The following is a 25,681-nucleotide window of genomic DNA, read 5'->3' as shown; positions in this document are numbered from 1 at the left end:
TGATGATGATTGTGACTTGTTGAATGCTGCCTAATTTTATTGCTTGATTTTGGGAATTATTTTCCGTCTTTTTTGCACCCCCTGAACGCTTACAATAAATCTACGACACCCTAGTTTGAATACTCACAAATATGAATCTTTATCAGGAGCCAATGGAGAAGAAATTTTTGAAGCCTATGTAGAAAACAAAACACCTGCTGCTTTTCGAGTTTTTTGGTATTACGGATCTGAACCAGGAGTTATAACTATCCTGACAATTACACCCCATCCTTAATGACACCGTTGCAACTTCTTGTTAACGGTAGAGATGGGATCTTTTTTTATCAACAAACTCATTACGATACTGATTCCTCTGGTAACAATTCTGATGCTGCTTCACCATCAACAGCATTATCAGAATCACCAGATTTAGAAAAACCATCTGCTACATCTTTGATAAAACCAGCTATAGGTACTGCAACTACTAAACCCAAGACTCCAGCAACATTGGTTCCTACAAGCAAAGCAATTAATACCCATATTGGTCTAAGTCCAGTAAATTTACCTAATAACCGGGGTGCGATCGCCTGATCAATGAACTGGTCAATGACAACAGCTACCGCAAAAACCTTCGCTGCTAGCCAAAAGTCATGTGTAGCTATTATGAAAGTGATGACAATCAGACTGACGACATCACCAAAGGGAATTAAGCTCAAAAGTCCAACTCCCAAACCAAAGAGTAAACCAAACTGCACTTGAAAAGCTAAAAACAATAATGTTACTGAAAAACCCATCAGCAAAGCCAAACTTCCCTGACCAATCAAGTAATTTTGGAAGTTTTGCTGAATAGACTGGCTAATGTCCTGGGCAACATTTCCAGGTAACTTCTTAAATATCGCCCCCCAAATTCTTGGTCCATCTAACAACAGATAAAAAGTCAAGACTACTGTGATTAATGACTCAGAAATACTATCAATAGTATCTATGATAATGCTTAAAAGTTTATCGGAAATAAACTCTAATTCATTGGGCAATTTGTTGGTTATTTGTGTTAATAACTGACTGAGATTCACATTTAATTTGTGTCTCAAAAACCAATCATTTAAAATCTGAAGTTTTTCTTCACTAGAATCAATCCATTGGGGAAGGACTTTAACCATCTCATTAAATTGCTCTAAAACAATGGGCAATAAAGTGATACCCAGAGCAACAACAATTACCAATGCTAATATAAAAACTAATGATACTGCATAGCCTCGTTTAACTCCCCTCTGTTGGAGAATCGAAACAGGATAGTTTAAAACGAATGCAAGCAAAGTAGCCAAGACAAGAATTGTTACGACAGGTTGAAGATTTTTAACAAGCAAAAATGCTAGCCATGCATTGAGAAAGACTAGAGGAAATAGCAGAGTAAAAATTAACCATCTAAGTAGTTGATTCAGTGAAAAATTCATCATTAATTTAAAAATCAAAATTATTCTAATTACTAGATTGAACCTGGAAATTAAATATGCCTAATGGGAAGTAGATAACAAAAATCTTCCCCCATTCCCTAGTAGAGACGCGATTAATCGCGTCTCTACTCCCCACTCCCCATTATTCCGATTACTAACTTTCAGCAAAAGCCAAAAATTGCTCCTCATTTATTCGCCCAGCTTGATATAGAGTATTAGTAATTTCCGAAAGAGTTAAAACTGCATGACTGCGATAACCATTTTGCTGTAACCTATCTTTCACTCCTTGTTCATGGTCTATTAATACCACAATATCATTAACATTTAATCCTGCTGATTTTAACTTTTCTGCCCCTTCCATAACACTTTTACCACTGATGAGAATATCATCAACTACCACAACCGTTTCACCAGGATGAAAGTTACCCTCAATTACTTTCCGAGTTCCGTGCGCCTTCACCTCTTTACGGGGGAAAATCATTGGACAATGAAGGCGCAAAGCTAAACCAGTTGCAGTAGGTAAAGAACCATAGGGAATACCTGCTAATCTATCAAAACTAAGGTTTTTCAAAATATCCTGATATGCAGTGAGAACTTGATTAAAAACTTGGGGATTGGAAATAATTTTGCGTAAGTCGATGTAATAAGGAAATATCGCTCCTGATGCTTGGATAAAGCTGCCAAACATAATACAGTCAATGTCATAAAGTTGTAAAATTAAATCTTGTTGGGGGTGCTGATTTAGCAAACAAACATCAGGAAACCACACAGAACAAGTGGAATTGTCATGAATAACTTCAGCTTTGATTTGATTAATTTCTGCGCGTAAAGATTGCACTTCCTGAGATAGTTTTGTCTTTCCCAACATATCTTGAGGAACAGGAATTAGCAAGCCATCACCGTTAGCATTCAACCCTGCTTCTAAAATTTGTTTCAGGTTTTGACCCTCCGCCCAGATGCTACGCGCCATAATGATTCGTTCAGGTGCGATCGCTCGAATAAGTGCTAATATTTCAGGATTTGTAGTTCCCACTTCCAAACCCAATTGTTCTGGAGTTCCCCAGGTTTTTGATTCTTTGACCACCTGTAAATAAAGGGGTGATTCGTTTGTAGGATATTGCTGTAAAGCTTCTGCACTTGGATTAGAAGTACAGCATAAAATAAACACCGCTTTTTCAGGATAGACCAAAAAAGGTGCTACATGATCTTGTCCTGTATAGGGACTGAGAGTGATTGCATCTACTTGCCATTCTGTAAACACGGTTCGGGCAAAGATGGTACTAGTATTTAAGTCACTGTGTTTGGCATCTAAAATAACTGGGATGTGGGCTGGAATAGCTGCTAAAGTTTTGTACAGCAGTTCTAAACCGGGAATACCTAGCGCTTCATAAAAGCCAAGTGTGGGTTTATAGGCACAAACGTAATCGGCAGTTTCTGCAATAATGAATTGTAACCACTTCTGTAAACCAGCGATGAGTTCTTCAGATTCATAACGTACAGGCATCATCTCTGGATTTGGATCAAGTCCTACAAACAGTAAGCTTTGATTTTGCAATATATTACGATTCAATTTATCAAAAAAGTTCATATTTATCAGTAAAAAAAGGATTGTTTACCAAAACATCGATTCTGTAAGTTGAGTGCCTCCAGCTTTTTGCCCTAATCGAGAGTGAATCACTGCAAATAAGATAACCATCGGCACTGAGGCAAAGTGAACGATTCGCAATGCTTGCCAACTGCCAAATAAATCCACAATCCAGGGAAATTGAGCAGGTTTATACATTCCAATTCCTGTAAATAATGCCAGCAGCAAGATCGGAATAATTGCTGTATAGGTAATCCGATGCCAAGCATAAATTAGACGCTGGGAATTTTGAGTTTTTTGTAGTGCTTTGAGGTCATTGCCACCTACAAACCGATGTCGCCAGCGCCGGGTAATTAAAACGTAAATTCCATACCACAAAAGATTTAGCGAGAATAGCCACATTGCGGCAAAATGCCAGTTTCTACCTCCTGCAAGCCAACCTCCTAATGTAAATATCGGAGGAATGTGCAAACCTGCACGTCCACCAAAAACAGGGTTGGCGTTGTAAATTTGTAGTCCACTGGTGAGCATGATAAATAGACTAATGATGTTACAGGAGTGGAAAATTTTGGCTCCTATTGCTTGAGTGGGCGGCTTCCGAGTTTGAGAAGGAAGGGTCGAAGTCATAAATTTTGACTGATAAAAGTTGCTGATTATCTGTCTTGGGTAAATAGGCCAGCAAGTTTGGGGATTATTACTTACCCTTATTTTCTCATCCTATGATTCAACAGAACAAGTTTGAGATGATGGAATAGTCTTTAAAGTTTGCTAACTCTACCAGTAATTGATCTAGTTTAGGAATAAGAATTAAATAACATATATAGCGGTTCTCAATTGCATGGAATACAGGAGCCAGTCGCGTGGGGGGGTTTCCCGACTTGGGCGAACTGGCGTACCACTCGTAGGGGCACAGCAATGCTGTGCCCCTACCATGTGTTGCATCCGAACGAGAACTGCTATAATTTATGTCCCTGGCTTACCTCACCCTCAATCCCTCTCCTTATAAAGGAGAGGGAAGCTAGATACAGGATGAAGTTTTGCATTTTATTTAATTCAGGTTCCTTAGTGAGGTTTAGGTGTGCGATCGCCTCTTGCCGGAGTAACTGTCAGCAAGGGCTTACTTGTATTCGGGCGATCGCACCTATGAGTTCACTCCCCTAATTCACTCCTGTCTTCGTACTTTTGTCATTCCCCATCGCCTTCTCTAGATTTGGTGCTATCACTGTCAGTCGTCAATGCAGCATTAAGAGCAGGTCGCTTATGACTCTGGCGCGGCTTTCCCCCCGCTTGCATATACTGCAAACTGTTCTTGCCATAGTGCGTCCTCACACTCATCAACATCTTTTCCGAATAGCTAATCAAATCCTGCTCTAGTAATTCAATCTGTCCCATCGCTTCATCCACGCTAGAAAGCATCGTGTTGTAGCTCGATAGCTTCGTTTGCAAGGTTTGAATCCGCCTCTCATACTCTACCAAACTCAAGCCATTACCAAATTCCAGCGTTTCACTAATCGATCGCATCCCCGCGATCCGTCGTGTTCCCTTATCCAGTGCCGTAGAACTGCGTTTTAATCGTGCCATATATGTATCTCCTATCAAAGCCAATGCAAAAATTAATACAAGCTTCTGTTTAAACTCTAGCCATCTGCTATCCCCATTGCCCTGAGCAAAAATAACTAAAATTAAAGTATGGTCTACAATGAAATCTCATATTTATTCGTTAGTTTTACGTACAAATACTAGAATTTACGGTATAAAATTTACGTTTATTAGTCTTAAGTCCTTAAATATCCTATTGGAGTACCCAAATATCCTGTTGGAGTACCCAAATATCTTGTTGGAGTACCCAAATATCCTATTGGAGTACCCAAATATCCTATTGGAGTACTCAAATATCCTATTGGAGTACCCAAATATCCTATTGGAGTACCCAAATATCTTGTTGAAGTACCCAAATATCCTATTGGAGTACTCAAATATCTTGTTGAAGTACCCAAATATCCTATTGGAGTAGCTAAATATCTTGTTGAAGTACCCAAATAGACAACCAGAAAAGAAAGCAATACTGCGTAGCTTTAGCCCAAAATCCCGCCTTAATTGCATTTTGGGCTAATAGCTGCTGCTATTCGGAGACTGAGAATGCCTAACGGGTGAGCAGTCGCCTCGATACTGGGGGCAGCAGAGGTTTAAGTGTGCGATCGCTAATAATTCTACATTTTAAGTGCGGCGATGTCTCCGATGGTACGGCTTAACCTCACCCCGATAAAGCTGTGCTTTATCTCCCCTCTCCTTAGTCTATAGTGTATACACAAGTGAGGTTTAGGTGTGCAGGTGTGCGATCGCCTGTAGAATATCATCATTTACAACTGGATAAGTGCGATCGCCTTTACAACGCCATGATTCCACCTGAGAACACAAAACTTCCAGATTAGCTCTGTTCCTTACAATGGAATAGGGTTTTATTAACTTTCCTTCTTCAGGGAATCTCAAAGTCAACACCCGAACTCATGCATGATACCCAACTGCTACCACGTATTAATGCCACAGCCAAGAGAGAAAATGGTAAACAATATTATGTAGATGCCAAGGGAAATCGCTTTCCCAGCGTTACTACAATACTTAATGCCACCAAATCACAAGCAGACCGAGACAGATTATTAAACTGGAAAGCGCGTGTTGGTACACAAGAAGCTACCCGCATTACTACATCTGCTAGTCGTCGGGGAACCCAAACACACAAACAAATTGAGCGCTACCTCCTTGGTCAAAACCCTGTTTGTCCCGAAGCGAGTCGCCCTTATTGGGAGAGTATCAAGCCAGTTTTACAACAAATTGACACAGTTAGACTCGTCGAAGGCTCTGTTTTTCATCATAATTTGGGTTATTCTGGCAAAGTTGATTGCATTGCCAGCTATCAAGGTATTCCCTGTATTTGCGAGTGGAAAACAGCAGACAAACCTAAAAGCTCAATTGAGCATTTATATGAACATCCACTGCAACTTACGGCATACATAGGAGCAGCTAACGAGTATTATCAAGATTATGGCATTCAGCTAAAACACGCTCTCTTGGTAGTAGCGATTCCAGAAATGCCAGCAGAGGTATTTTGGTTTGAATCAGCAGTTATCAAAGATTACTGGGAAGAGTGGGAAAAAAGAGTCGCCCAGTTTTGGGAACGCAAAAATGTTTGGGGTTAATCAGTAGGATTGCACAATTACCGAAAGACTGCATTTGGTAACGTGAAGTAAATTTTTATGAGTAGTAACAACAAGCAATTTAACCTATGCGATATGCAACCTATTCTTGGAACCCCTCTCCAAACCTCTCCCCGAAACGGAGAGAGGCTTTGATTCTTGCTCCCCTTCCCTACAAGGGAAGGGGTTGGGGGTTAGGTTTGAGATAAAGTCGCACACGGCGTTAACCTTGTAATGGCAAGACAGTAATTAACCCAGAAAATCTAGCAAAATCACTTGTGTTGTGAGTGAGTAACTGAGGAATGCCATAAATTAGCATTGTGGCGACAATATTTGCATCATGAACTTGCTTACCACCGCTAGGAATTTCCTCCATGAGTGTTAATAACCTTTCTGTCACCAGCAAATTATCTTCAACCAAACGAAAATAACTAGCAAAATACCGTACATCTGCCACTAAAGATGTAATAGGAATGTTCCCAGTTAAGTCACTTCGTCTTGTCATTGCTGCCAAATACTCTCTCAAAGTTTGGCGACTAATCCATAAATCAATACCTTGTTCTGCAAGTGCTTGCAGTCGTTCTGCCGCTTGTATATGAAATGGCGACAAGGCTAAATTTGCATAAACTAAAATATTCGTATCGACGAAAACAGAGCTATTAGTCGTTTGCATAAAGGTCTTCTCTACGGAAAGTTAAACTTTCCGAGACTAATCCTACAGGATAGGCGGAAAATTTGAGAGGTACTTTCTTTTCTTTATTCTCTGTTTCCTCAATCAAAAGCTTTTCATCAATTACTATTACCACCTGATGTTCACCCTCTGGAATATCCAATGGTAATTGCGCTGTAATCTTACCATCTTTTGTAACTGTGCCAATTGTTTCTATACTTTTCATACTATTTCTATTAGATTAATACATCACTGCTTGGTAAAAGGGATATTCGGACACATTTGTATACAGCAAGATGTTCGTGTCCATAAATACAGAGTTAGCGACCCAAATCACCATACATATCCTCACGTCTTAAAGAAAGATTTTCAGGCCAATAACCATAATTATCTACAGGAAAGTTTAGAGGAGGGCGTTTTTCCTTGCTCTCTGCTTTTTCAGTCAAAAGCTTCTCATCAATTACTATTACCACCTGATGTTCACCCTCTGGAATATCCAATGGTAACTGCGCTGTAATTTTACCATCTTTGGTAACTGTGGCAATTGTTTCTATAGTTTTCATTTGATTCCTCCTTGTTCAATCCATTACAGCTAATACAGCTTTTGGCAATAACTTATCTTTAAACCAAACAATTCTGGCGGGGACATCATTTAATTTTACTCCCGCTTTTTCTAAATTAAGTCGCTCGGAAATTGCCAAAATCAAATCGTCACGTCCAGCCCGCCGCACCTGAGAAAACTTCTTTTGTAAATATTCAGGTCGCCAATAACCAACAATTTCTAATAAGAAGGTGCGTCCATCAGCATGCACCAAACGGAAATCGGGAATCATCACACTACCGGGGATTGGTATCAAATCAACTTCTCGCTCTAACGCCCAACCACTTTTCAACGCATCCCACTTATCAGCAAAGGATGCTTCTAGCATACTATCGTAGGGCTTCCCTGGTGGATAGTGGGATACCAAACCACATTCAGAATTGAGGGTAAAACGTCCAGTTTTCCAAGCATTTGTATAAGCGTCGCGGGTTTGGAGAATCGAAGAAAGACTCCATCTAGTAACGTGAAGTAAAGCCGGAATAAGTTTTGCGATCGCTAACCCATACCGCGTACTAGGATTAAACAAACTGGTCGGCCCATCAATGGTAATTGTAAACCCGTGGTCAGCATCACCCTCAATATAAGCCATCAATTGAAACAACTTTAAATAGCGAAATAACAGCTTATATTCACCCGGAACATTCCGATGAGCATTTAATACAAGTTGACTGGCTTTATAAAATACACCCTGCACCTGAGATAAGTTATATCGATTTAACAAATCTGGTGCTATTGGTGCATCAAAAACAGTCAAAATCTTATTTTCAGATAAATCAGCATATAGTCCATTACGAACCTGTTCTGATAAAACTTCCCGTTCAAGTTCTTGAGTTAACTCATCAGCAAGTTTACCAAGAGTAACTTCTGTTGATTCCCGACTAGAAATCGATTTTGCAGCTAGCGAAAACACCCGTTCTCTTAACATTTGTGGTTCCAGAGGACTAACCACCTCAAAAGTGCAAAAACTGCTTTTCAGAATATAAGCTAATCCCCGCTTCACCCGATAATCTGTAGAATCTCCTTCAAAATCAGTCAGTTGTCGCTCAAGCACACCTTGAGTCTTCCCCACTGCTGATTGAAAATAATTAATTAACTCAATCGCCAACTCCGAAGTTTTCTGATCAATCTTCAGTCTCTTCGGAATAATCTCCTCCCCGTTTTGGCGATGCATCAGTAAGTCTGTCGGTAACATCTGGTGAATTTTGGATTTTAGATTTTGGATTTTGGATTGAATAATTAATTTCTAATTGTTCCGCAGCTTTCAAACTCCTTTTCTTACCACTCCCATACACAACTTTTTTCTCCTCCTCCTCTCTGCGTCCTCCGCGCCTTTGCGGTTCGTTATTCCTCTCCCCTCTCCGCCTAGCCGAAGTTCCCTCCTCACTCGTATCCTCCGCCACCACCTCATACAAAATTGCCCGTTTATTCTCAATATTCCCCTTCCGTAAAATCCTCCCCAATCGCTGAGTATACTCCCTAGCCGAACCCGTTCCCGATAAAATGATCGCCACAGAAGCCGCAGGCACATCAACACCTTCATTCAACACATGAGAAGCAACCAAAGTATTATATTTACCCTCTCGAAACTTTGTTAATATTTCATGGCGTTCCTTCACAGGAGTTTGATGAGTAATTGCCGGAATTAGTAACTCTTGAGAAATGCGATAAACCGTTGCATTATCCGCAGTGAAAATCAAAATTCGTGCCGGATAATGTTCTGCCAATAAATCAGCCAGAATTCGCAATTTACCATCAGTACCCAAAGCAATATCTTTCGCTTCCCGGTGCGCTAACATAGCTCTACGTCCAGATTGCGATCTAGCACTCATTTGTACGAACATTTGCCAACCTTGAAGACTCCCCAAAGAAATCTTAGATTGCTTCAAAAAATCGTTGCGGGTTTGAATTAGTTGATTGTATCTTTCCCGCTCAAGTTGCGATAACTTTACCTTAATTTGGACAATTTCATGCTCTGCTAACGCCTTCCCCGCCAAATCTTCAGCGCGTTTGCGATATACTTCTTGGCCAATGAGAATATTTAAGTCAGCGTGTTTACCATCGGTGCGTTCTGGTGTAGCGGAGAGTCCCAGGCGATAAGGTGCGATCGCATATTCAGCAATCACCCGATTAAAATCTGTCGGTAAATGATGACATTCATCAAAAACAATCAACGCATATTGATTCCCTAACGTTTCGGCGTGAATTGCAGCACTATCATAAGTTGCAACTAAAATAGCCGTTCTATCCCGCGAACCACCTCCCAGCAATCCCACCTCAGCATCAGGGAAAGCCGCTACCAAGTGTGCATACCACTGATGCATTAAATCCAAAGTTGGCACCACAATCAGCGTCGTGCGCGGCGTTGACTGCATCGCCATTTGTGCCAAATAAGTCTTTCCCGCCGCCGTGGGAAGCACAACTACCCCTACTCTACCCGCCAGCTTCCAAGCCGCTAGCGCCTCAGTTTGGTGGGGATAGGGTTCCATTTCCAGACTAGGAACCAAATCTACAGGATAAAATTGCTTCGCCTCATCGATAAAATAAACATCTTCGGCTTGTAGTGCTTCCACTAGCGATCGGTATCTAATTGCTGGAATGCGAAATTTCTCAACTCTATCATCCCATGTGGCGTAGTCCATCCAACCTTTGCCGCGTGGTGGTGGATGCAAAATTAATGTGCCACGATCAAAATTTAATGTAGGTGTACGAGCCATTTTGGAAATTGGGCATTGGGCATTGGGCATTGGGCATGGGGCATGGGGCATTGGGCATTGGGCATTAGGCATGGGGCATTCTTTCTCCCTCATCTCCCTCATCTCCCCCATCTCCCTCATCTCCCCCACTCCCCACTCCCCACTCCTTTGATTACTAATAACGCAAAAAGTGCATGATTCATCCAAGTAACTCAGATAAAACCCAACTAGACGCGCTCATTAGTCACGGAATGTCCTATCGGCAAACCAACACGAACCGTTTTTAAAGGATAAATACTTATTTGAAAAACGAGGTTTAATTATGGTTAAAGGTAAAGGTAAAATAATGACTTATATACTAAAGGAAATTAATTTAAAAATTTAATGAATCTATACTGTTTGATAGAGGATCAAAAATAAAATATATATAATTAGAGCGACAATTATCAGCTATTGAAGCTTTACTAAAACTGAGTTTTATGACTTTAGATAGATTCGCAGCAACTAACTGCTTAAATGTGTATTTTTCCCCTCATAATAGGTGTTAAGCGATGTCTACGACGGTCGTAGCTGCGGCATCGTCTAGCTGATTTGGGAAATAATCCTTTAGCTAGCTGCATAAAAGGAGAAGCCACATTGAAAGGAATATGTTTCCTGCTAGCGCCTTATGCTGTGGCACTATTGGCTGTTGGTAGCGGATTGCTGCTAACACTATTGCTACAGCCATTACTGGAACCAACCATTTTCCTGCTGTTTTTTGCTGGCGTGGCGGTTAGTGCCTGGTATGGCGGCATGGAAGCAGGGTTGCTGGCTACTACTTTGTCTACTTTAGCTGTCAGCTACTTTTTTTTAGAGCCAGTGTTTTCGCTCTTTGTTGCGAGTCTAGATAGCATTGTCCGGTTAGGTTTGTTTGTGCTGGTGACAATACTTATTAGCTTGCTAAATTCCGAGTTACGCACTGCTAAACAATATCTTTTGGTGAGCGAGGCCAGGTTTAGAAGGTTGGTAGATTCCAACATTATTGGGGTAATTGTAAGCAAAATGGACGGAGCGATCGCACAGGCGAATGATGCTTTTTTACAAATGGTAGGTTATTCGCAAGAAGATTTGCTAGCAGGGCAAATTCGATGGCGCGACAGCGACATGATACCACCAGAATATATTGAAGCTAACGATCGCGCGATTGCAGAACTCACAACCAAAGGCGTGTGTCAGCCCTTTGAGAACGAATATATCCGCAAAGATCACAGCCACGTTCCCATCCTGTTAGCTTCTGCTTTGTTAGAAAATAATCCAGATAATATTATTAGTTTTGTACTTGATTTAAGCGAACGCAAACAAATAGAGCTTGCTCTTTGTAAAAGCGAAGAACGCTACCGCGCTTATTTAGAGCAGAGTTCAGAAGGTATTTGGTGCATCGAACTGGAAGTACCAATTTCGCCAGACTGTTCAGAAGATGAACAAATTCAACATTTTTACCAATATGTTTACTTAGCAGAATGCAACAATGTGATGGCGCAGATGTATGGCTTTTCTCGTGCCGAAGAAATTATTAGCGCCAGACTAGAAGACTTTCTCGTTTCCTCCGATCCAGATAATATTGCATACCTGCGTAGTTTTATCCGTTCTAACTACCGACTCATCGATGCAGAGTCCCATAAAATAGATCAGCAAGGTAATTCCAAATATTTTTTGAATAATTTGGTGGGAATTGTCGAAAAAGGTCTTTTAGTTAAAGCGTGGGGAACTCAACGCGACATCACACAACGCAAGCAAGCAGAGCAAAAATGCAAACAATTACTTGAGCGCGAACAAATAGCACGCGCCGAAGCCGAAACTGCAAACCGCATAAAAGATGAGTTTCTCGCCACACTCTCCCACGAACTCCGCACACCCCTAAACGCCATAATGGGCTGGACGCAGCTACTTAGGAGTCGTAAGTTGGATGAGACTACTACTGGCCGGGCACTAGAGACAATTGAGCGTAACACCAAATCCCTGACGCAACTGATCGAAGATATCCTAGATGTCTCGCGGATTATTAGAGGTACACTCCATCTAAATATTCATCAAGTAAAACTTGTACCACTTGTAGAGGCAGCAATCGATACTGTGCGTCCAGCAGCCCAGGCTAAAGAAATTAGCATCAAGTGTAGATTCAAGCCGGAAGTCGGGGTAATTGTGGGTGATGCCAACCGCTTGCAACAGGTTGTGTGGAATTTGCTCTCCAACGCCGTCAAGTTCACACCCAAGGGGGGAAGAGTTGATGTGCAATTGCAGCGCATTCAATCCCATGTACAAATTCGGGTCAGCGATACGGGAGGCGGAATTGCTGCCGAATTTCTGTCCCATGTATTTGAACGCTTTTGTCAAGCCGACAGTTCCAAAACGCGATCGCATGGTGGATTAGGATTAGGGTTAGCGATCGTCCGCCACCTGGTAGAATTACACGGTGGCACAGTCTGTGCCCAAAGTCCAGGAATTGGGCAGGGGGCGACATTCATTGTCAATCTGCCAATCAAAGCCGTTGATGTAGAAGCTAATACAGCAGAGGAGCTTTCATCTTGCGTAAATATCCAAGAGGCTAATAATTATCTACCGAAGCTAGATGACTTGCGGGTGCTGATCGTCGATGATGAGGCAGAGGCGCGTCATTTGCTCACTAGAATTTTGAGACAGTATGGTACCCAAGTCATAGCAGCTGCATCTGCTTCTGAAGCACTGCTTGCCCTGCAAGAATTTAAACCCCATGTACTAGTGAGCGATATTGGTATGCCCCAAGAAGACGGCTACACACTAATTCGGAAAGTCAGGGCGCTGTCAACAGACGAAGGAGGACGGATTCCAGCAGTTGCACTAACAGCCTATGCTAGGGCAGAAGATCGCACGCAAGCACTGTTGGCAGGCTTTCAACTCCACGTTCCCAAGCCAGTTAATCCGGGTGAGTTAGCAGCTGTAATTGCCAACCTCACCGGACGTACTTGATGGGGCATTGGGCATTGGGGGCAGGGGAGAATGATTTGTAACTGTAATTTGGTAGAAGGTGAATTTGTATATATGGTTTAACTGTCATTCGCTATGACTAACAGTTGAATCAAGAGGAGGAATTTGATCGGCGGTTAATGTAACAACTTGGCCATCTTGCCAAATGCTAATAGATTCTCCTAAACGGCGGTGTCTTTCAATAGCTTTAGCAATAGCAGCTTTGACACCAGCATCAATTTTTTGATGGATTTCTGTTAGAGGAATTTGCACTTTATTCCCTGGTTGTAATTTGATTCCAGATTTGGGGTTCATAGATAATTGCTTCCTGATTGATATTTGATGCAGCCACTAATAGAGGTTCAGACCCAGAATTATCATAGATTATCCAAGTATCACACACAGGTAAATACAAGTTAATTAGGTTGCTGCGTCCGCGTTCGTAGCGACGGCGAATAGTATCTTCTGGGATGTTGTGACCGCCACTTTCTACACGTCTGCGTACACGTGCGATCGCTAATTCGGGACTTTGCAACCAAAAGTAAATTAAGTTGATAATATAACCTTTGTTTTTACATTCTCTCAATAATCGCGCAAAGTTCCGAGATGCTAATGTAGTTTCAAATGCAAAATCAGCTTCAGCATTCACCAGAGTTTCTAGTCTTTCTAACATGAATCTTCCGGCTTGAACTGCTACAGATTCCGGGTTAAAAGGAGAAAGTCCGGCTGCTATTTCATCGGCGTTGACATATTCAAATACTTCTAGGAAGTAGGGAAGGATTTGCAGGGCGGCGGTAGTTTTACCAGAACCGTTTGCACCGCCGATAATGTATAGGTTGGGCATTAATCTAATGGTAATACTAATTGTGCGGATGATTTTGGCCCAGATTTGGTCTTTTTCTTGGTTGAGTATCAAAAACTTATTGTTGCATTCTCAAATAATCTCTCCTGCTCCCCACCTGCGAGGACTAGAATTAGAATTGACGTGACATTTTCTAATAGCCAAAGTGACAGACTCTCTGCCATTGCGCGATCGCTATCTTGCCTTAATCGATGAAATTGTCGAAACCACCCTCAAGGGCAAAATTAGCTCTGTGGAGATGGTGTATCAAATGCTGCTTAAAGGAATCACTTCTGGTACAGGGGAAGTCTTTGAGCTAGTTTTGAGCGATCGCCTGAATGCCCTCCAAAGCCAAATAGATAGCGAAAAAGACGAACTCAAGACAGCGAAAGCTACCCGGAGTTTGAGAGCCATTAAGACCATTCAAAGTCAATGGCAACGCTGGCAAGAACAAAACAAAGCCACAGAAGCGATCGCCTCCGCAGTTTCAGAAATTACTACAGCCCCTGCTGACGAGCGTCTGGCGGTATTTATCCGGGTTACTGACCCCAATCAGAAGTATCCGCTAAATTTGCAACAGTTACAGCAGTTATCAAAAGCATTACAGCAATTTGCTCAGGTAGATTCTGATTTAGAACAATTTTCCGAAGGGATTACCCGTGGTTTAGCTTCTTGGCAGCGATTGCAAGACAACTTGCTCAGTTGGATGTATGAGCAAAAAGAATCTTTGGGATTTGGCGGCGTACCGGGAGAACGTGGCCCTTGGGCAAGTTGGGCTAAACAACTCAATAGTGAATTACCCAAAGCACTGCTTCGCACCTTGGCTCTGGAAGAATCGGCAATTGAGTTTGCCGAGCGACAACGAGGAATCACCCTCAGAGATTGGGTGGAAATGGCATTGATTTTACAGTTCTTACAACGGGGACTAATTAACTGGTTTGACCAACAAGCTTACGATGTGAAAGCAGGGCCAAAGTTGTCCATTTCCACGTTCTTGACCTTTGCAGTGATTTGGAGTCAGTTAGCAAGTGGTTTTGCCAGCATTGGGACAGTATACAGCGATGCCAGTTCTCAAATCATGCTCCAGATTTTGCGAACCTTTGCCCAGCGTCCGTATTTTCCCTTTTACGGCGGGATTTTTGCCTCTTTTACTGGTACTTATTTACGAGATGCCTTAGATTATCTGGATGAACCACTGCGACGAGGTGAAGGAACCCAGGAAAAGGCGCGAATTTTGACGCTCTTAGGTTATTCGCAGCGTGCTTTGGGAGAATATCAGCGATCGCTTGATTTTCATCAGCAGGCGCTAGAGATCGCCAGAAATGCAGGCGATCGCGCCTGTGAAATTGCCAATCTCAACCACCTCAGCCGCACCTACGTGCAACAGCAAAATTATGCTGAAGCAATTAACTATAGTCAACGGGCATTAATATTGAGTCGGCAAGCAGGCGATCGCACAGGAGAAGCCAACGCGCTGGTAAATTTAGGTTATAGCGAAGTCATGCAGGCTCAGGAACTGGAAAACCTAGAACCAGAAACCTATGAAGCCGCAATTAATTATTTGGAACAAGGTTTAAAATTATCAGAAAAATTAGGCGATATTCAAAGTAAAGCCTTATGTGTCAGCAGCTTAGGAATTGCCTATTTAGTAATTGGACAACACCAAACGGCAATTAAATATCTTGAAGATGGCTTTAAAACAGCGCAAGTTTCCGGTGATTTGTATCTGCAAGGGCGGAACTTAGCTTATTTAGCGGAAGCTTATTATCATCTGCAAAATTCCGAAAAAACTGTTTACACAGGCTGCTTGGGAATGTATCTTTTAGAGCAAATAGCTTCTCGTGAGTGGCGTCAACCAGCAGGGTTACTGACAATTTTACAAGGACAAATAGGGGCAGAAGCTTTCCAAAAGTTCTTACAGCAACATCGCCCTAAAATCATTGCAGTTATCGGTGTAGATGGGTACGATCACATTCCGCAATTGTTAGAAGAATATCAGCAAGAAATGTAAACAAGTTATTTGATGATTAGGATAGCTATCCTAATCATTACGTGCGACAAATCAAACGCAATATGAATCTTTAGGGTGAGAAGCACGAACTGCGTAGGCGTAGCCCGTCATAGACATGTTCAATTTTGAACTGACGAGAAATTCCTCGATCATGTACATCCTAAAGCATTCGTGAAAATCTCTCTTTATTCTCTCTGCGCTCTCTGCGTCTCTGCGGTTCATTATAAAAAATTATTTTTCCCAAATCAGATAGAATTGCTATATTTGGAAAGCCTGCAGAGATTCACCATTGAAATGAATCAGGTGAGTTGCATCTTCAGCAACCCAAACATCTGTTTCCCAAGCAATCTCTGCCAGATATTTCGCCATTGCCTTACGGGTGAGAAATGTTGTTACCATCACCACAGGTATTTGGACACCTTTGAATAAGACTTCAAGTTCATTCTTTCGTTTAGGATTAATTGGGCCATGTGAGGTTACAGCTTCAATCAGCACCAACCAGTTCTTTGTTGTGAAGTGAATGATCATATCTGGCATTTTGCCGTGGGAATCGATGTTAACGCCCAAATCTGTCAACGCTGCTTTCTTGAAGGAGGGGGGGAACTTTTTAGCTGTATCACCAACATAGATGAGCTTTCCACCAGGAGTAAAACGAGGCACAAAATCATTAATAATTTTTTTAATCAGATTATTATGATTACCTGGTGATAAAGTTTGAATTTCTCCGTCAATCACTATGGGAATACGGGACATTTCGCGCTCTTGAGCATACTTCTTTTTCAGAGTTTCAACTGAAGCAAGGTAAGTGTTGATGCTCTTTTCCCATTCGTCAGTGCCGTAAGTTCTTAATAGTTCGAGCGCACTGTTTTCAATTTGATATACAGTTTTGGGACTGTTGTTAGGGCGGTTAGGATTATGTGGATTAGGAACTACTAAAGCTGCTTCTTTAAATTGATGCACTGTTTTCTTACGAATTCCTTCCCGTGAGTTGGGCATATAGCTTTCGCCATAATGTTGAGCCATAAAGTTTATCATCGGCGTAATTCCCATCAAAGGGGAAGTGGCTAATTGCCAAGAGTCTGTCGGTTTTAAGTCAAGCAACGCCAAGAGAGTTAAAGCTGACTGTTTGTTAAGCTGTTCCTGTGGAAAGCCCAATTGTTTCAAGATTTGCAGCGCTTCATCAATTCGAGACTTAGTTGCAATTGGATTATTCTCTGATAGATTTGACATACTTAGTAGCTTATTTTCGATAAGTTCATCAATTTCCCGCAAAGAAGGAAACTGTTCTTTAATCCCCGTTCCTAAAGACAATAGCTGTTCAAAATTAGGGTACTTTAATTTTCGCAAATCTGTTGCATTGACCTGAGTATGCCCATTAAACAACCGAAAAAAAGCATCAACTAGGGTTGAATTGAGATAAACAGCAAGCCCACGAGCCAACGTAAGGCTAAGTCCACACCCATCTTTGTGAAAGTAATTTAAGTGATTTTCAAAGCCGACATAGGCATAATTAAATTGGTTGGCATCATAAACCACCGCAACAACACGCCTTTTCTCTTCTTTCGATGAAAATCTTTTGCATAAGACGTAATGCTCATTTGGTATTAGAAGATTCGCTGTTTCTTCTATATGCACTATCGCTTGGGGCTTTTTGGTTATTTTTGGGTACTCTACATATCCATTCGATAAATTCACCGGATAAATTAAAGGAACGCTATTGTTTTCTGGATTTGTCCTTAGATAATCTTTTGCTCGGAAATCTACTACCCGTCCGGTTGAAACTGTTAGCCCTAAATCTTTCAAAGTACAGGTGAAAAGAGCCATTCGCTGAACGATTTGCTGGCTAATCTTATCTGGAATAATATGAATAAACTGCTCTAGATCATCGGGGTGAACTAACTCTGTATATGGTAAAGAGTGTGACAGGAACAAGTCATCATTAGCACCAGAACTGGTATTGATGATGACGTTGCTCGACTTTTGCCTTTGTTTTGTAGCTTGGATGATGATAGTTTCCTGCAAAACATCATCGTCACTAAATGCTTCTTGCCGCGACTCAAAAAGATGTACTTGCTCTAAAGCCATCATCTCTAAAAACATCTTGCGGAAGTCACGGAAATATGGACCATTACAAAAACTGCGCGGGGTAATCGCTACAAACTCCCCACTTGGTTTTAAAAGTTGCGCTGTGGCAGCCATAAAACCAGTATAAAGATTGCTAGTTTCCAAACCGATGGAACGCAACAATTCGCGCATCTTGGAATGAGCATTGATTTTTAAATAAGGCGGGTTGAGGATAGCATGGGTAAATTCTGTTGGGTTTGCACTATTCAATAAACTAAGCTTTTGCAGCCTAACTGCATCTTCGATAAAATCAGTCTCACGAATTTCGTAATTGAAGGAAATACCCACATTTTCGCATTGCCTCTCACATAACTCTAGAGTCTGATGCAAATATCCAATTAGAAAAGGGTCAATTTCGTATGCTACAACCCGCAAACTTGACGTGTGTTGTCGATGCTGGCATACTTTTGCTACAAAAGCGGCTAGTAATGAACCGATTCCGGCTCCAGCATCAAGCAAGGATATTTCCGGTAAATCCAGCCGATTAAACATCTCAGCCATCAATTGGGCTACTGAGGCGGGAGTCAGAAACTGACCCATCGACCCTTTTTTGGTTTGCCTTAGCTTTAAACTTACTACAGCCCGACGAAGATCCACTTCTGCAAGCAAGTTTCCACTTGATAGTTTTGCGAGGCTGGTAAACCCCAAACTACTGTTATGACTTGCTACTAATGCTCTACTGCTTGATGGGACGATCACGGTCTGTCTTCTTAATTGCGATCAAGTTTACAACAACTTTAGGGCATCCTGATGCTGAAGCAGTCCAGGTTTGCGATCGCATTGTGCAAAACCTTAGTATAGTTTTGGGTAAAAGCGTAGCGTTTTTAATCAGGACTTACGCAAAATTATGAAAAAACGTAGACGCATACTTCTACGGAGAAACAAGCTACGCGCAGCGTCTGCCAGAGAAGGATGTAAAGGAATCGTTTCTAAATTTCAATAGCGTTAAGCTAGAAGAAATCCATTTTAATATTAGTGATGCCTAATATTCAAGAACACATAAACACTCTCGTTACAAAATTTGTTCCGGGTTATAGATTTATTAGTTTAGAAGAACTAACAATTGATAAAAAGAATTCAATCCAAACAAAAATCAATAGTAAATCAATTAAAGTTCTCAGTTGGAATATTGCTAAACAAAACTATAATAAAGTTTGGGTTAAAGATTTTTCAAAAATAATTGAAACTTATCAACCAAACCTCATCTTTCTACAAGAATTCTCTCTAAGGTTAGAAGCAGATGAATGGTCAAAATGGCTGAAAATGAATTGGAATTTTGCTCCTAACTTTGTAGATATTCATCATCAAAGCTATTCGGGAATTTTCACAGCAGCTACAATCAGTCCACTCACCATAAAAGTTATAACTACTAAACATTATGAGCCAATTGTTAGAACTCCTAAAATTTCTTTAATTACTGAGTATCTGCTATCTGAACAAAGCACAACTCTCCTGACAATCAATAGTCATCTGATCAATTTTGTAGATTTAAATAAATTTAAAATACAACTAAAGGAATTAGAGCTAGCGTTATCTACACATAGTGGTCCATTAATATTCTCAGGAGATTTCAATACTTGGAGTCAAAAAAGAGCAGTAATCCTCAATCAAGTAATAACTAAATTGGGATTAACGCCAGTAATTTTTGCACCTCATGAGAAGGAGAAAATTAAACGCTTCCTGTTATCACCCCCTTTAGATCATATCTTTTATCGAAATCTTAGCGCAAAGAAAGCCAGTGCTAAGGTGCTAGACAAAATTTGTTCATCCGATCACAAGCCATTGCTGGCAGAATTTACTTATATCTAGGACTTACGCAAAACCACACGCCCTCTGGGGCAATTCATGAATTGCCCCTACCAGAAAATCACTCTTTTCGGCTATTGTTTGCGTAAGTCCTGATATCAATACTCAAAAAAACTAAGATGCTTGTAGATGGTGGTGTTCTAGCTATTTTTAGCACAGCTACAGTTGTTGTTCATGTCGTGGGAGTTGCACATGCAGCCCATGCAGTGATGAATGTGCGTTCTTCCCAAGGGGCAATTGCCTGGAGCATTTCTCTAATTACCTTCCCCTGGCTAGCGATTCCGTTGTATTGGATTTTAGGAAGAACTAAATTTCATGGATATGCTGAAACACTGCGCTCAGTCTATGCACAACACTACAAGCTTGTTCATCAGACTTATAGTGAAGTTATTAAATTTCAGGTTGCGCCACCAGATAAACTAGCCAAGTTGCAACCATTAGCCGAGGCTTTAACAGAAATTTCTTTCACATCAGGTAATGCTGCCGAATTACTGATTGATGGTCAGCAAACCTATGAAGCGATGCTGAAAAAGATTGCATCAGCGACAAATTATATTCTGTTGCAATCCTATACTGTTAACGATGATCAAGCAGGGAATGAGTTTAAAAAAGCATTGATTGCTAAAGCCAAAGAAGGAATAAACATCTACTTTCTCTACGATGAAATTGGTTCAAAGAAACTATCTCGTTCTTATATCGAGTCGCTAAAACAGTATGGAATTGCAGTGAGTGCATTTAACACCACCAAAGGCCAGGGTAATCGGTTCCAATTTAATTTTCGCAATCATCGGAAAATTCTGGTGGTGGATGGAGAAATAGCATTTGTAGGTGGACTGAATATTGGTGACGAATATTTAGGAAAAAATCCTCGCTTGAGTCCCTGGCGCGACACCCACATGATGCTCGAAGGTCCAACTGTACAAAGTTTACAAAACTCCTTTGTGCGAGATTGGTATTGGGCGACTCGAAAACTTATCGAAGTTAATTGGCAGGTAAAAATTAATCGGGAAACTAATCAAACTGCATTCATTCTTCCTACAGGTCCAGCAGATCCGCTACCAGCTTGTAAGCTTTTTTTCGTGCAACTAATTAATCAAGCTCAAACTCACCTCTGGATTGCTAGTCCATACTTTGTACCGGATGAGGCAACATTGTCAGCCTTAAAACTGGCAGCAATGCGAGGTGTAGATGTGCGAATTATCTTACCAAATCGACCCGATCACTTATTTGTTTATTTATGTTCCTTCTCTTACTACACCGAAATGGAAACAATCGGTATCAGGTTGTATCGTTACAAAAATGGGTTTATGCACCAGAAAATTATAGTCGTTGATGAGAATATAGCAGGGGTAGGAACTGTTAACTTAGATAATCGCTCTTTTTCCCTAAACTTTGAAGTTATGGGTTTTGTTACCGAGCCTCGGTTTGTCCAAAGTGTGAAAAAAATGTTAGAGAATGATTTGGCCGTCTGTGTTGCTGTTGATCTTGATGAGTACGATAAAAAACCTTTTTGGTTCAAGTTAGCTGTGAGAGTCTCTCGATTGCTGACTCCTTTACTTTAATCACTAATACAAGACTTACGCAACTGTCACAATTGCGTAATACCATTTCTTTGTGAGGCAGCGCCAAACCCTTTTAACTTCTTTCTTTCTTTCTTTCTTTCTTTCTTTCTTTCTTTCTTTCTTTCTTCGCGTCCTTTGCGTCCTTTGCGTCCTTTGCGGTTCGTTTTTCTTTCTTGTACTTAAATATGGTTTAGCGCATCTTCATACAGAATTGGTACTGAGAGCATCTCACTTTCGTAGAAAGCCTAAACCTCACCCCAGCCCTCTCCTTACTAAGGAGAGGGAGCAGGAATCTTCGTGTAGTGTATTTGCTTTCACTGAGATGCTCCCATTAGTACTCAAAGAAGTCCTGCTGATTCATATAATCGTTTGAGCATTGCTGAAATTTTCGTACCATAATCCAAATCTGCTGACCACCGCCCTGATAGCTGATCAATTAATGTTGCAATCCCGCGTGTGACAAAGCGAAACCTGGGATCTACTACTTCTTGTACCAAAGGTTCTAAACTGGCGTAAGCTTTCAAATGTTGGATGTGCGCCCTCACTCCAATTCTGGCACTTGGAAAAGATGCAGCCTCCGAACCACCACCGATCGCACCTAAGCCAGCAAAGTTATTTTGCTCAGGTTTAATATCACCACCAAATCGTAAAAATCCAGTTTCTACACACATTTGGCAAAAGGCAATATCATAGTTTACTCCCTCTATACCTGCTTCTTCCCGATAAAGTTTTGGAATGTCAGGAAACTTTACCAAAGCATTTTCATTATTGTTTTTGATAAATAATTGTAACTGTACTTCTGAAGTATTACCGTTCGACATAACTCGGTCAAATTGACCAGGGCAAACCGTCAAATTCGAGCGCAAGCTGACAGTACGATTTGCAGCATCCCAACTAACTGCAACCTTAAAATCTCGCAGTTCGATCGCTTTGACATAAACTACTTTGTGATAGGTAATCCGATTGACATTAGCTGCTTTTGAAAGGTCAATTCGTAGAAGGTCTACTAAATCAATAGGGATGTAAGCATTCCCATTAACTAAAACCCCTTGCTCTGTGTAACTTTGCCCATTAATATTAATATTAATTGGCGGATAATTTGCTTCTGCCGGAGTTCCAGGAGTGGGGTCAATCACACGACTCCAAGTTACTAGTCCATCGACAATTCCCAAAGCAAAATCGCGGCGACGAGTTTGCAGCAAAGCCCGATCGTCTGGATTGCTGAGAAACCCCACTTGCATCACCAAAGCCGGAAGCGTTGTCTGGCGACAGAATGCTAAACTACCTAAGCCACTATCTGTATCTGGCTTGACTCCTCGATTCGGTAATTGGGGTACGCGACGCAACAAGCCGATTAGCAACTGTTGAGCATTACTTTTGCGATCGCTATTATTAGCAATATAGAAGACGCTAGCCCCACGCACAGAAGGGCTGTTAGCCGCATTAGATTCAATTTCTAGGGCGATATCACCCCGACGGCCGCGGGAATTGATCCAGGTGATAGTTTGAGCGCCACTCAAGTCATCAGGAACCGCCAAAATTTCCAAATTTCGCGCTCTTAGTTCCGTGATAATCAAATCCCGCAGCAGAATCATTTCTTTAGCTTCAGTTGTACCACCTGCGATCGCACCTGCATCGATTCCTCTAGCTTCTTTGCCTCCATGAGCCGCCGATATAAAAATACGTCCCATTTTCAGTATTTCCTCTGATAAAATTAAGTATAAGCAATTCTATACATCATGCTTGGTCTAGCAACAAGAATATAATAGCGATCAGAAGTCTAAAGTCATTTGTCCTTTGGTATTTCTCCAAAGTTAATGCTCAGGTAGTGGGGAGATGAGGGAGATGAGGGAGATAAGGGAGATGAGGGAGATGAGGGAGATGAGGTAGCAGGGAAAGAAGAACTATTAATTATTGATCAATGCCCAATGCCCAATGCCCAATGCCCCATGCCCCATGCCCCATGCCCCATGCCCAATGCCCAATGCCCAATGCCCAATAATTAAATATGCAAATCCCCCGCTTGCACCCAGACACAATTGAGGAAGTTAAACTACGGGCTGATATTGTAGATGTCGTCTCGGAATACGTAGTTTTACGCAAACGTGGCAAGGATTTTGTCGGTTTGTGCCCCTTCCATGATGAAAAATCTCCTAGCTTCACCGTCAGCCAGACGAAGCAAATGTACTATTGCTTCGGCTGTCAAGCTGCGGGAAATGCCATTAAATTTGTGATGGAGTTGGGAAAGCGTTCTTTTCCAGATGTGGTGCTGGATTTAGCACGGCGTTACCAAGTACCTGTACAAACCCTAGAACCCGAACAACGCCAAGAATTACAGCGCCAGCTATCTTTGCGTGAGCAGTTGTATGAAGTTCTCGCTTCGTCAGCACAGTTTTATCAACACGCCCTCAGACAATCTCAAGGGCAAAAGGCAATTCAATATTTACAATCTAACCGCAAACTCAAAGAAGAAACTATACAGCAATTTGGTTTAGGTTATGCTCCCGCAGGTTGGGAAACTCTCCATCGTTATCTAGTGGAAGATAAACATTACCCAGCGCAAATACTGGAAAAAGCGGGATTGATTAAGCCACGCAAGGAAGGAGGCGGTTATTATGATGTATTCCGCGATCGCTTAATGATTCCGATCCGTGATGTCCAAGGGCGCGTCATCGCCTTTGGTGGTAGAACTCTGACTGATGAACAGCCTAAATATTTGAATTCACCAGAAACCGAACTTTTTAGTAAAGGTAAAACATTATTTGCCCTTGATCAAGCTAAAGGTGGGATTTCCCAAGTTGATCAAGCGGTGGTGGTAGAGGGATATTTTGATGCGATCGCTCTCCACGCCGTTGGTATTAATAACGCCGTCGCCTCCCTCGGTACTGCCTTAAGCTTAGAACAAGTGCGGCTAATATTACGCTACACCGAATCGAAACAATTAGTACTCAACTTTGATGCTGATAAAGCCGGAACAAATGCCGCCGAACGTGCGATCGGTGAAATTGCCGAATTAGCATACAAGGGCGAAGTTCAGCTAAAGATTCTCAATTTACCCGATGGCAAAGATGCTGATGAATATTTGCATACTCACACTCCAGAAGATTATGGAGAACTGCTAAAAAATGCTCCACTTTGGCTAGACTGGCAGATTCAAGAAATTATTAAAGATCGCAACTTAAAACAGGCTACTGATTTTCAACAAGTAACTCAGCAGATGGTAAAGCTGCTGAAGCGAATTGAAGCTAGCGAAACACGTAAATTTTATGTCGCCTACTGCGCCCAAATACTTAGCTTAGATGACGCTGGACTTGTACGTTTGCGAGAAGAAAATCTAGAAACTCAATTAGGTGGCACTGCAACCGTTAACAGACAACAAAAACCGATCACAGCGAGTGTAAAGAATTATCTTTCTCGTCAATCTCCAGCACCTCCCCCTGATCGCAGCCTTTTAGAACACGCAGAGGCGTTATTACTACGAATTTACTTGCATTGTCCTGAACAGCGTCAAGCGATTATTGACGAACTAGAAGAGCGAGATTTGCAATTTAGCCTTTCCCACCACCGATTTTTATGGCAACAGATTTTAGATGCAGCAGTGGAACAGGTAGATTTAATTTCAAATCTGGAAAACATATATTTAGAATTATCAGAAGACTTGGGATTAGTGTCGCATCTATTTCATCTGAACGAGAAATGGAAGATAGAAATACCTCGGGCTCCGCAAGTAGTTCAAGCTGCGATCGCTTGTATGGATTTGGTAATGCTTGAAAAACGCTATCGTCACTTTTTGGAACTATGGCAAAAAACTGATCCAGAAGCTGAACCAGAGCGGTATCAATCTTATTATCAGGCTTTCTACGCTGAAAAAATCAAGCTTCAGAAAATAGACCGACAACGATTATTTTCGATCACAGAGTTGTTGTAGTTTCGCACTCACGCCCAACCTAACTCTTGATATGTCGCAGAAGTATCCCAGCATCACTCATTGCCGTCAAGCACGTCCACTTAAAAGTCACCATAATGTTGCACAAGCGACATTTTATGGTATTCTTCTGACTTGTTTTTATAGTAAATTTCATATATTAGACCTCTTGCAAAAGTCCCAAATGCATGGGACAAGTTAGGTTAGAGTTGGGTAGCATTGATGACCTACGAACAAGTAAAGAGCTTAAAGCC

22 protein-coding genes are annotated in these 25,681 nt (G+C 41.5%); 8 read left to right on the top strand and 14 right to left on the bottom strand.

The features are described 5' to 3' along the window. The first annotated feature begins 115 nt into the window (after positions 1-115). Entirely contained in the window at positions 116-274 is a 159-nt protein-coding gene (locus tag V7L05_RS20845; RefSeq protein ID WP_335166794.1) for a hypothetical protein, read from the top strand. Between the two features lie 61 nt (positions 275-335). Here V7L05_RS20845 and V7L05_RS20840 read toward each other — a convergent pair whose 3' ends face one another. The 5 genes from V7L05_RS20840 to V7L05_RS20820 all read right to left on the bottom strand — a co-directional run bounded on the left by V7L05_RS20840 (position 336) and on the right by V7L05_RS20820 (position 5,514). Beyond that, on the bottom strand, positions 336-1,433 hold the full coding sequence (locus tag V7L05_RS20840; protein ID WP_335166798.1) for an AI-2E family transporter: 1,098 nt from the start codon (positions 1,431-1,433) through the stop codon (positions 336-338). Between the two features lie 154 nt (positions 1,434-1,587). Continuing rightward, complete coding sequence (locus tag V7L05_RS20835) at positions 1,588-3,021, bottom strand: bifunctional orotidine-5'-phosphate decarboxylase/orotate phosphoribosyltransferase (protein WP_335166792.1); 1,434 nt, start codon at positions 3,019-3,021, stop codon at positions 1,588-1,590. Between the two features lie 24 nt (positions 3,022-3,045). Continuing rightward, positions 3,046-3,645, bottom strand: a complete 600-nt coding sequence (locus tag V7L05_RS20830) for a cytochrome b/b6 domain-containing protein (protein ID WP_335166790.1) — start codon at positions 3,643-3,645, stop codon at positions 3,046-3,048. A 558-nt stretch (positions 3,646-4,203) separates the two neighbouring features. Beyond that, positions 4,204-4,599 carry a hypothetical protein gene (locus V7L05_RS20825; RefSeq protein WP_335166788.1) on the bottom strand — a complete coding sequence of 132 codons (396 nt, stop codon included), beginning with the start codon at positions 4,597-4,599 and terminating at the stop codon, positions 4,204-4,206. 738 nt (positions 4,600-5,337) lie between these two features. Next, on the bottom strand, positions 5,338-5,514 hold the full coding sequence (locus V7L05_RS20820) for a hypothetical protein (RefSeq protein ID WP_335166786.1): 177 nt from the start codon (positions 5,512-5,514) through the stop codon (positions 5,338-5,340). An 11-nt stretch (positions 5,515-5,525) separates the two neighbouring features. Here V7L05_RS20820 and V7L05_RS20815 point away from each other — a divergent pair, with 11 nt between their 5' ends. After that, on the top strand, positions 5,526-6,215 hold the full coding sequence (locus V7L05_RS20815) for a PD-(D/E)XK nuclease family protein (RefSeq protein WP_335166784.1): 690 nt from the start codon (positions 5,526-5,528) through the stop codon (positions 6,213-6,215). A gap of 220 nt (positions 6,216-6,435) precedes the next feature. On the opposite strand, the gene V7L05_RS20810 is transcribed toward V7L05_RS20815, so the two are convergent. The 5 genes from V7L05_RS20810 to V7L05_RS20790 form a co-directional block, all read right to left on the bottom strand. Further along, on the bottom strand, positions 6,436-6,885 hold the full coding sequence (locus V7L05_RS20810) for a type II toxin-antitoxin system VapC family toxin (protein ID WP_335166782.1): 450 nt from the start codon (positions 6,883-6,885) through the stop codon (positions 6,436-6,438). Beyond that, positions 6,872-7,108 (bottom strand): hypothetical protein, encoded by a 237-nt coding sequence (locus V7L05_RS20805; RefSeq protein WP_335166780.1) that lies wholly within the window; start codon positions 7,106-7,108, stop codon positions 6,872-6,874. Before V7L05_RS20805 ends, V7L05_RS20810 begins: the two co-directional genes overlap by 14 nt. Before the next feature lie 94 nt (positions 7,109-7,202). Then, positions 7,203-7,445, bottom strand: coding sequence for a hypothetical protein (locus V7L05_RS20800; protein ID WP_335166778.1), 243 nt, complete (start codon positions 7,443-7,445; stop codon positions 7,203-7,205). A gap of 15 nt (positions 7,446-7,460) precedes the next feature. Next, entirely contained in the window at positions 7,461-8,675 is a 1,215-nt protein-coding gene (locus tag V7L05_RS20795; protein ID WP_335166776.1) for a DUF790 family protein, read from the bottom strand. Then, on the bottom strand, positions 8,605-10,197 hold the full coding sequence (locus tag V7L05_RS20790; RefSeq protein WP_335166796.1) for a DEAD/DEAH box helicase family protein: 1,593 nt from the start codon (positions 10,195-10,197) through the stop codon (positions 8,605-8,607). Before V7L05_RS20790 ends, V7L05_RS20795 begins: the two co-directional genes overlap by 71 nt. Positions 10,198-10,812: 615 nt before the next feature. Here V7L05_RS20790 and V7L05_RS20785 point away from each other — a divergent pair. Next, positions 10,813-13,161 carry a hybrid sensor histidine kinase/response regulator gene (locus V7L05_RS20785; RefSeq protein WP_335166774.1) on the top strand — a complete coding sequence of 783 codons (2,349 nt, stop codon included), beginning with the start codon at positions 10,813-10,815 and terminating at the stop codon, positions 13,159-13,161. 84 nt (positions 13,162-13,245) lie between these two features. Here V7L05_RS20785 and V7L05_RS20780 read toward each other — a convergent pair whose 3' ends face one another. Next, on the bottom strand, positions 13,246-13,431 hold the full coding sequence (locus V7L05_RS20780) for a hypothetical protein (protein WP_335166772.1): 186 nt from the start codon (positions 13,429-13,431) through the stop codon (positions 13,246-13,248). A gap of 1 nt (position 13,432) precedes the next feature. After that, positions 13,433-14,074, bottom strand: a complete 642-nt coding sequence (locus V7L05_RS20775) for a zeta toxin family protein (protein WP_335166770.1) — start codon at positions 14,072-14,074, stop codon at positions 13,433-13,435. A gap of 91 nt (positions 14,075-14,165) precedes the next feature. Here V7L05_RS20775 and V7L05_RS20770 point away from each other — a divergent pair, with 91 nt between their 5' ends. Next, positions 14,166-16,010 (top strand): tetratricopeptide repeat protein, encoded by a 1,845-nt coding sequence (locus V7L05_RS20770; RefSeq protein ID WP_335166768.1) that lies wholly within the window; start codon positions 14,166-14,168, stop codon positions 16,008-16,010. 258 nt (positions 16,011-16,268) lie between these two features. Here the strand turns inward: V7L05_RS20770 and V7L05_RS20765 are convergent, their stop codons facing one another. Next, the gene (locus V7L05_RS20765; protein ID WP_335166766.1) at positions 16,269-18,833 is read right to left on the bottom strand and encodes a BsuBI/PstI family type II restriction endonuclease; all 2,565 of its coding nucleotides are present in this window, start codon (positions 18,831-18,833) and stop codon (positions 16,269-16,271) included. A 279-nt stretch (positions 18,834-19,112) separates the two neighbouring features. On the opposite strand from V7L05_RS20765, the gene V7L05_RS20760 reads away from it, so the two are divergent. Then, positions 19,113-19,943 (top strand): endonuclease/exonuclease/phosphatase family protein, encoded by an 831-nt coding sequence (locus tag V7L05_RS20760; RefSeq protein WP_335166764.1) that lies wholly within the window; start codon positions 19,113-19,115, stop codon positions 19,941-19,943. A 116-nt stretch (positions 19,944-20,059) separates the two neighbouring features. Beyond that, a complete protein-coding gene (gene cls / locus V7L05_RS20755; RefSeq protein WP_335166763.1) occupies positions 20,060-21,502 on the top strand; it encodes a cardiolipin synthase in 1,443 nt (480 codons plus the stop codon). Between the two features lie 338 nt (positions 21,503-21,840). Here the strand turns inward: cls and tftA are convergent, their stop codons facing one another. Next, positions 21,841-23,193, bottom strand: coding sequence for a hormogonium tapered terminus morphoprotein TftA (gene tftA / locus V7L05_RS20750; RefSeq protein WP_335166762.1), 1,353 nt, complete (start codon positions 23,191-23,193; stop codon positions 21,841-21,843). 223 nt (positions 23,194-23,416) lie between these two features. On the opposite strand from tftA, the gene V7L05_RS20745 reads away from it, so the two are divergent. Next, positions 23,417-23,545, top strand: a complete 129-nt coding sequence (locus tag V7L05_RS20745) for a hypothetical protein (RefSeq protein ID WP_335166760.1) — start codon at positions 23,417-23,419, stop codon at positions 23,543-23,545. After that, entirely contained in the window at positions 23,511-25,430 is a 1,920-nt protein-coding gene (gene dnaG, locus V7L05_RS20740; RefSeq protein ID WP_335166758.1) for a DNA primase, read from the top strand. The genes V7L05_RS20745 and dnaG overlap by 35 nt, the downstream gene beginning before the upstream one ends. Positions 25,431-25,681 lie beyond the last annotated feature (251 nt).

It is taken from the genome of Nostoc sp., assembly GCF_036917755.1.
GTDB lineage: Bacteria > Cyanobacteriota > Cyanobacteriia > Cyanobacteriales > Nostocaceae > Nostoc.
The sequence above is the reverse complement of the archived record's forward strand: the minus strand, read 5'-3'. Positions and strand labels throughout refer to the sequence as shown.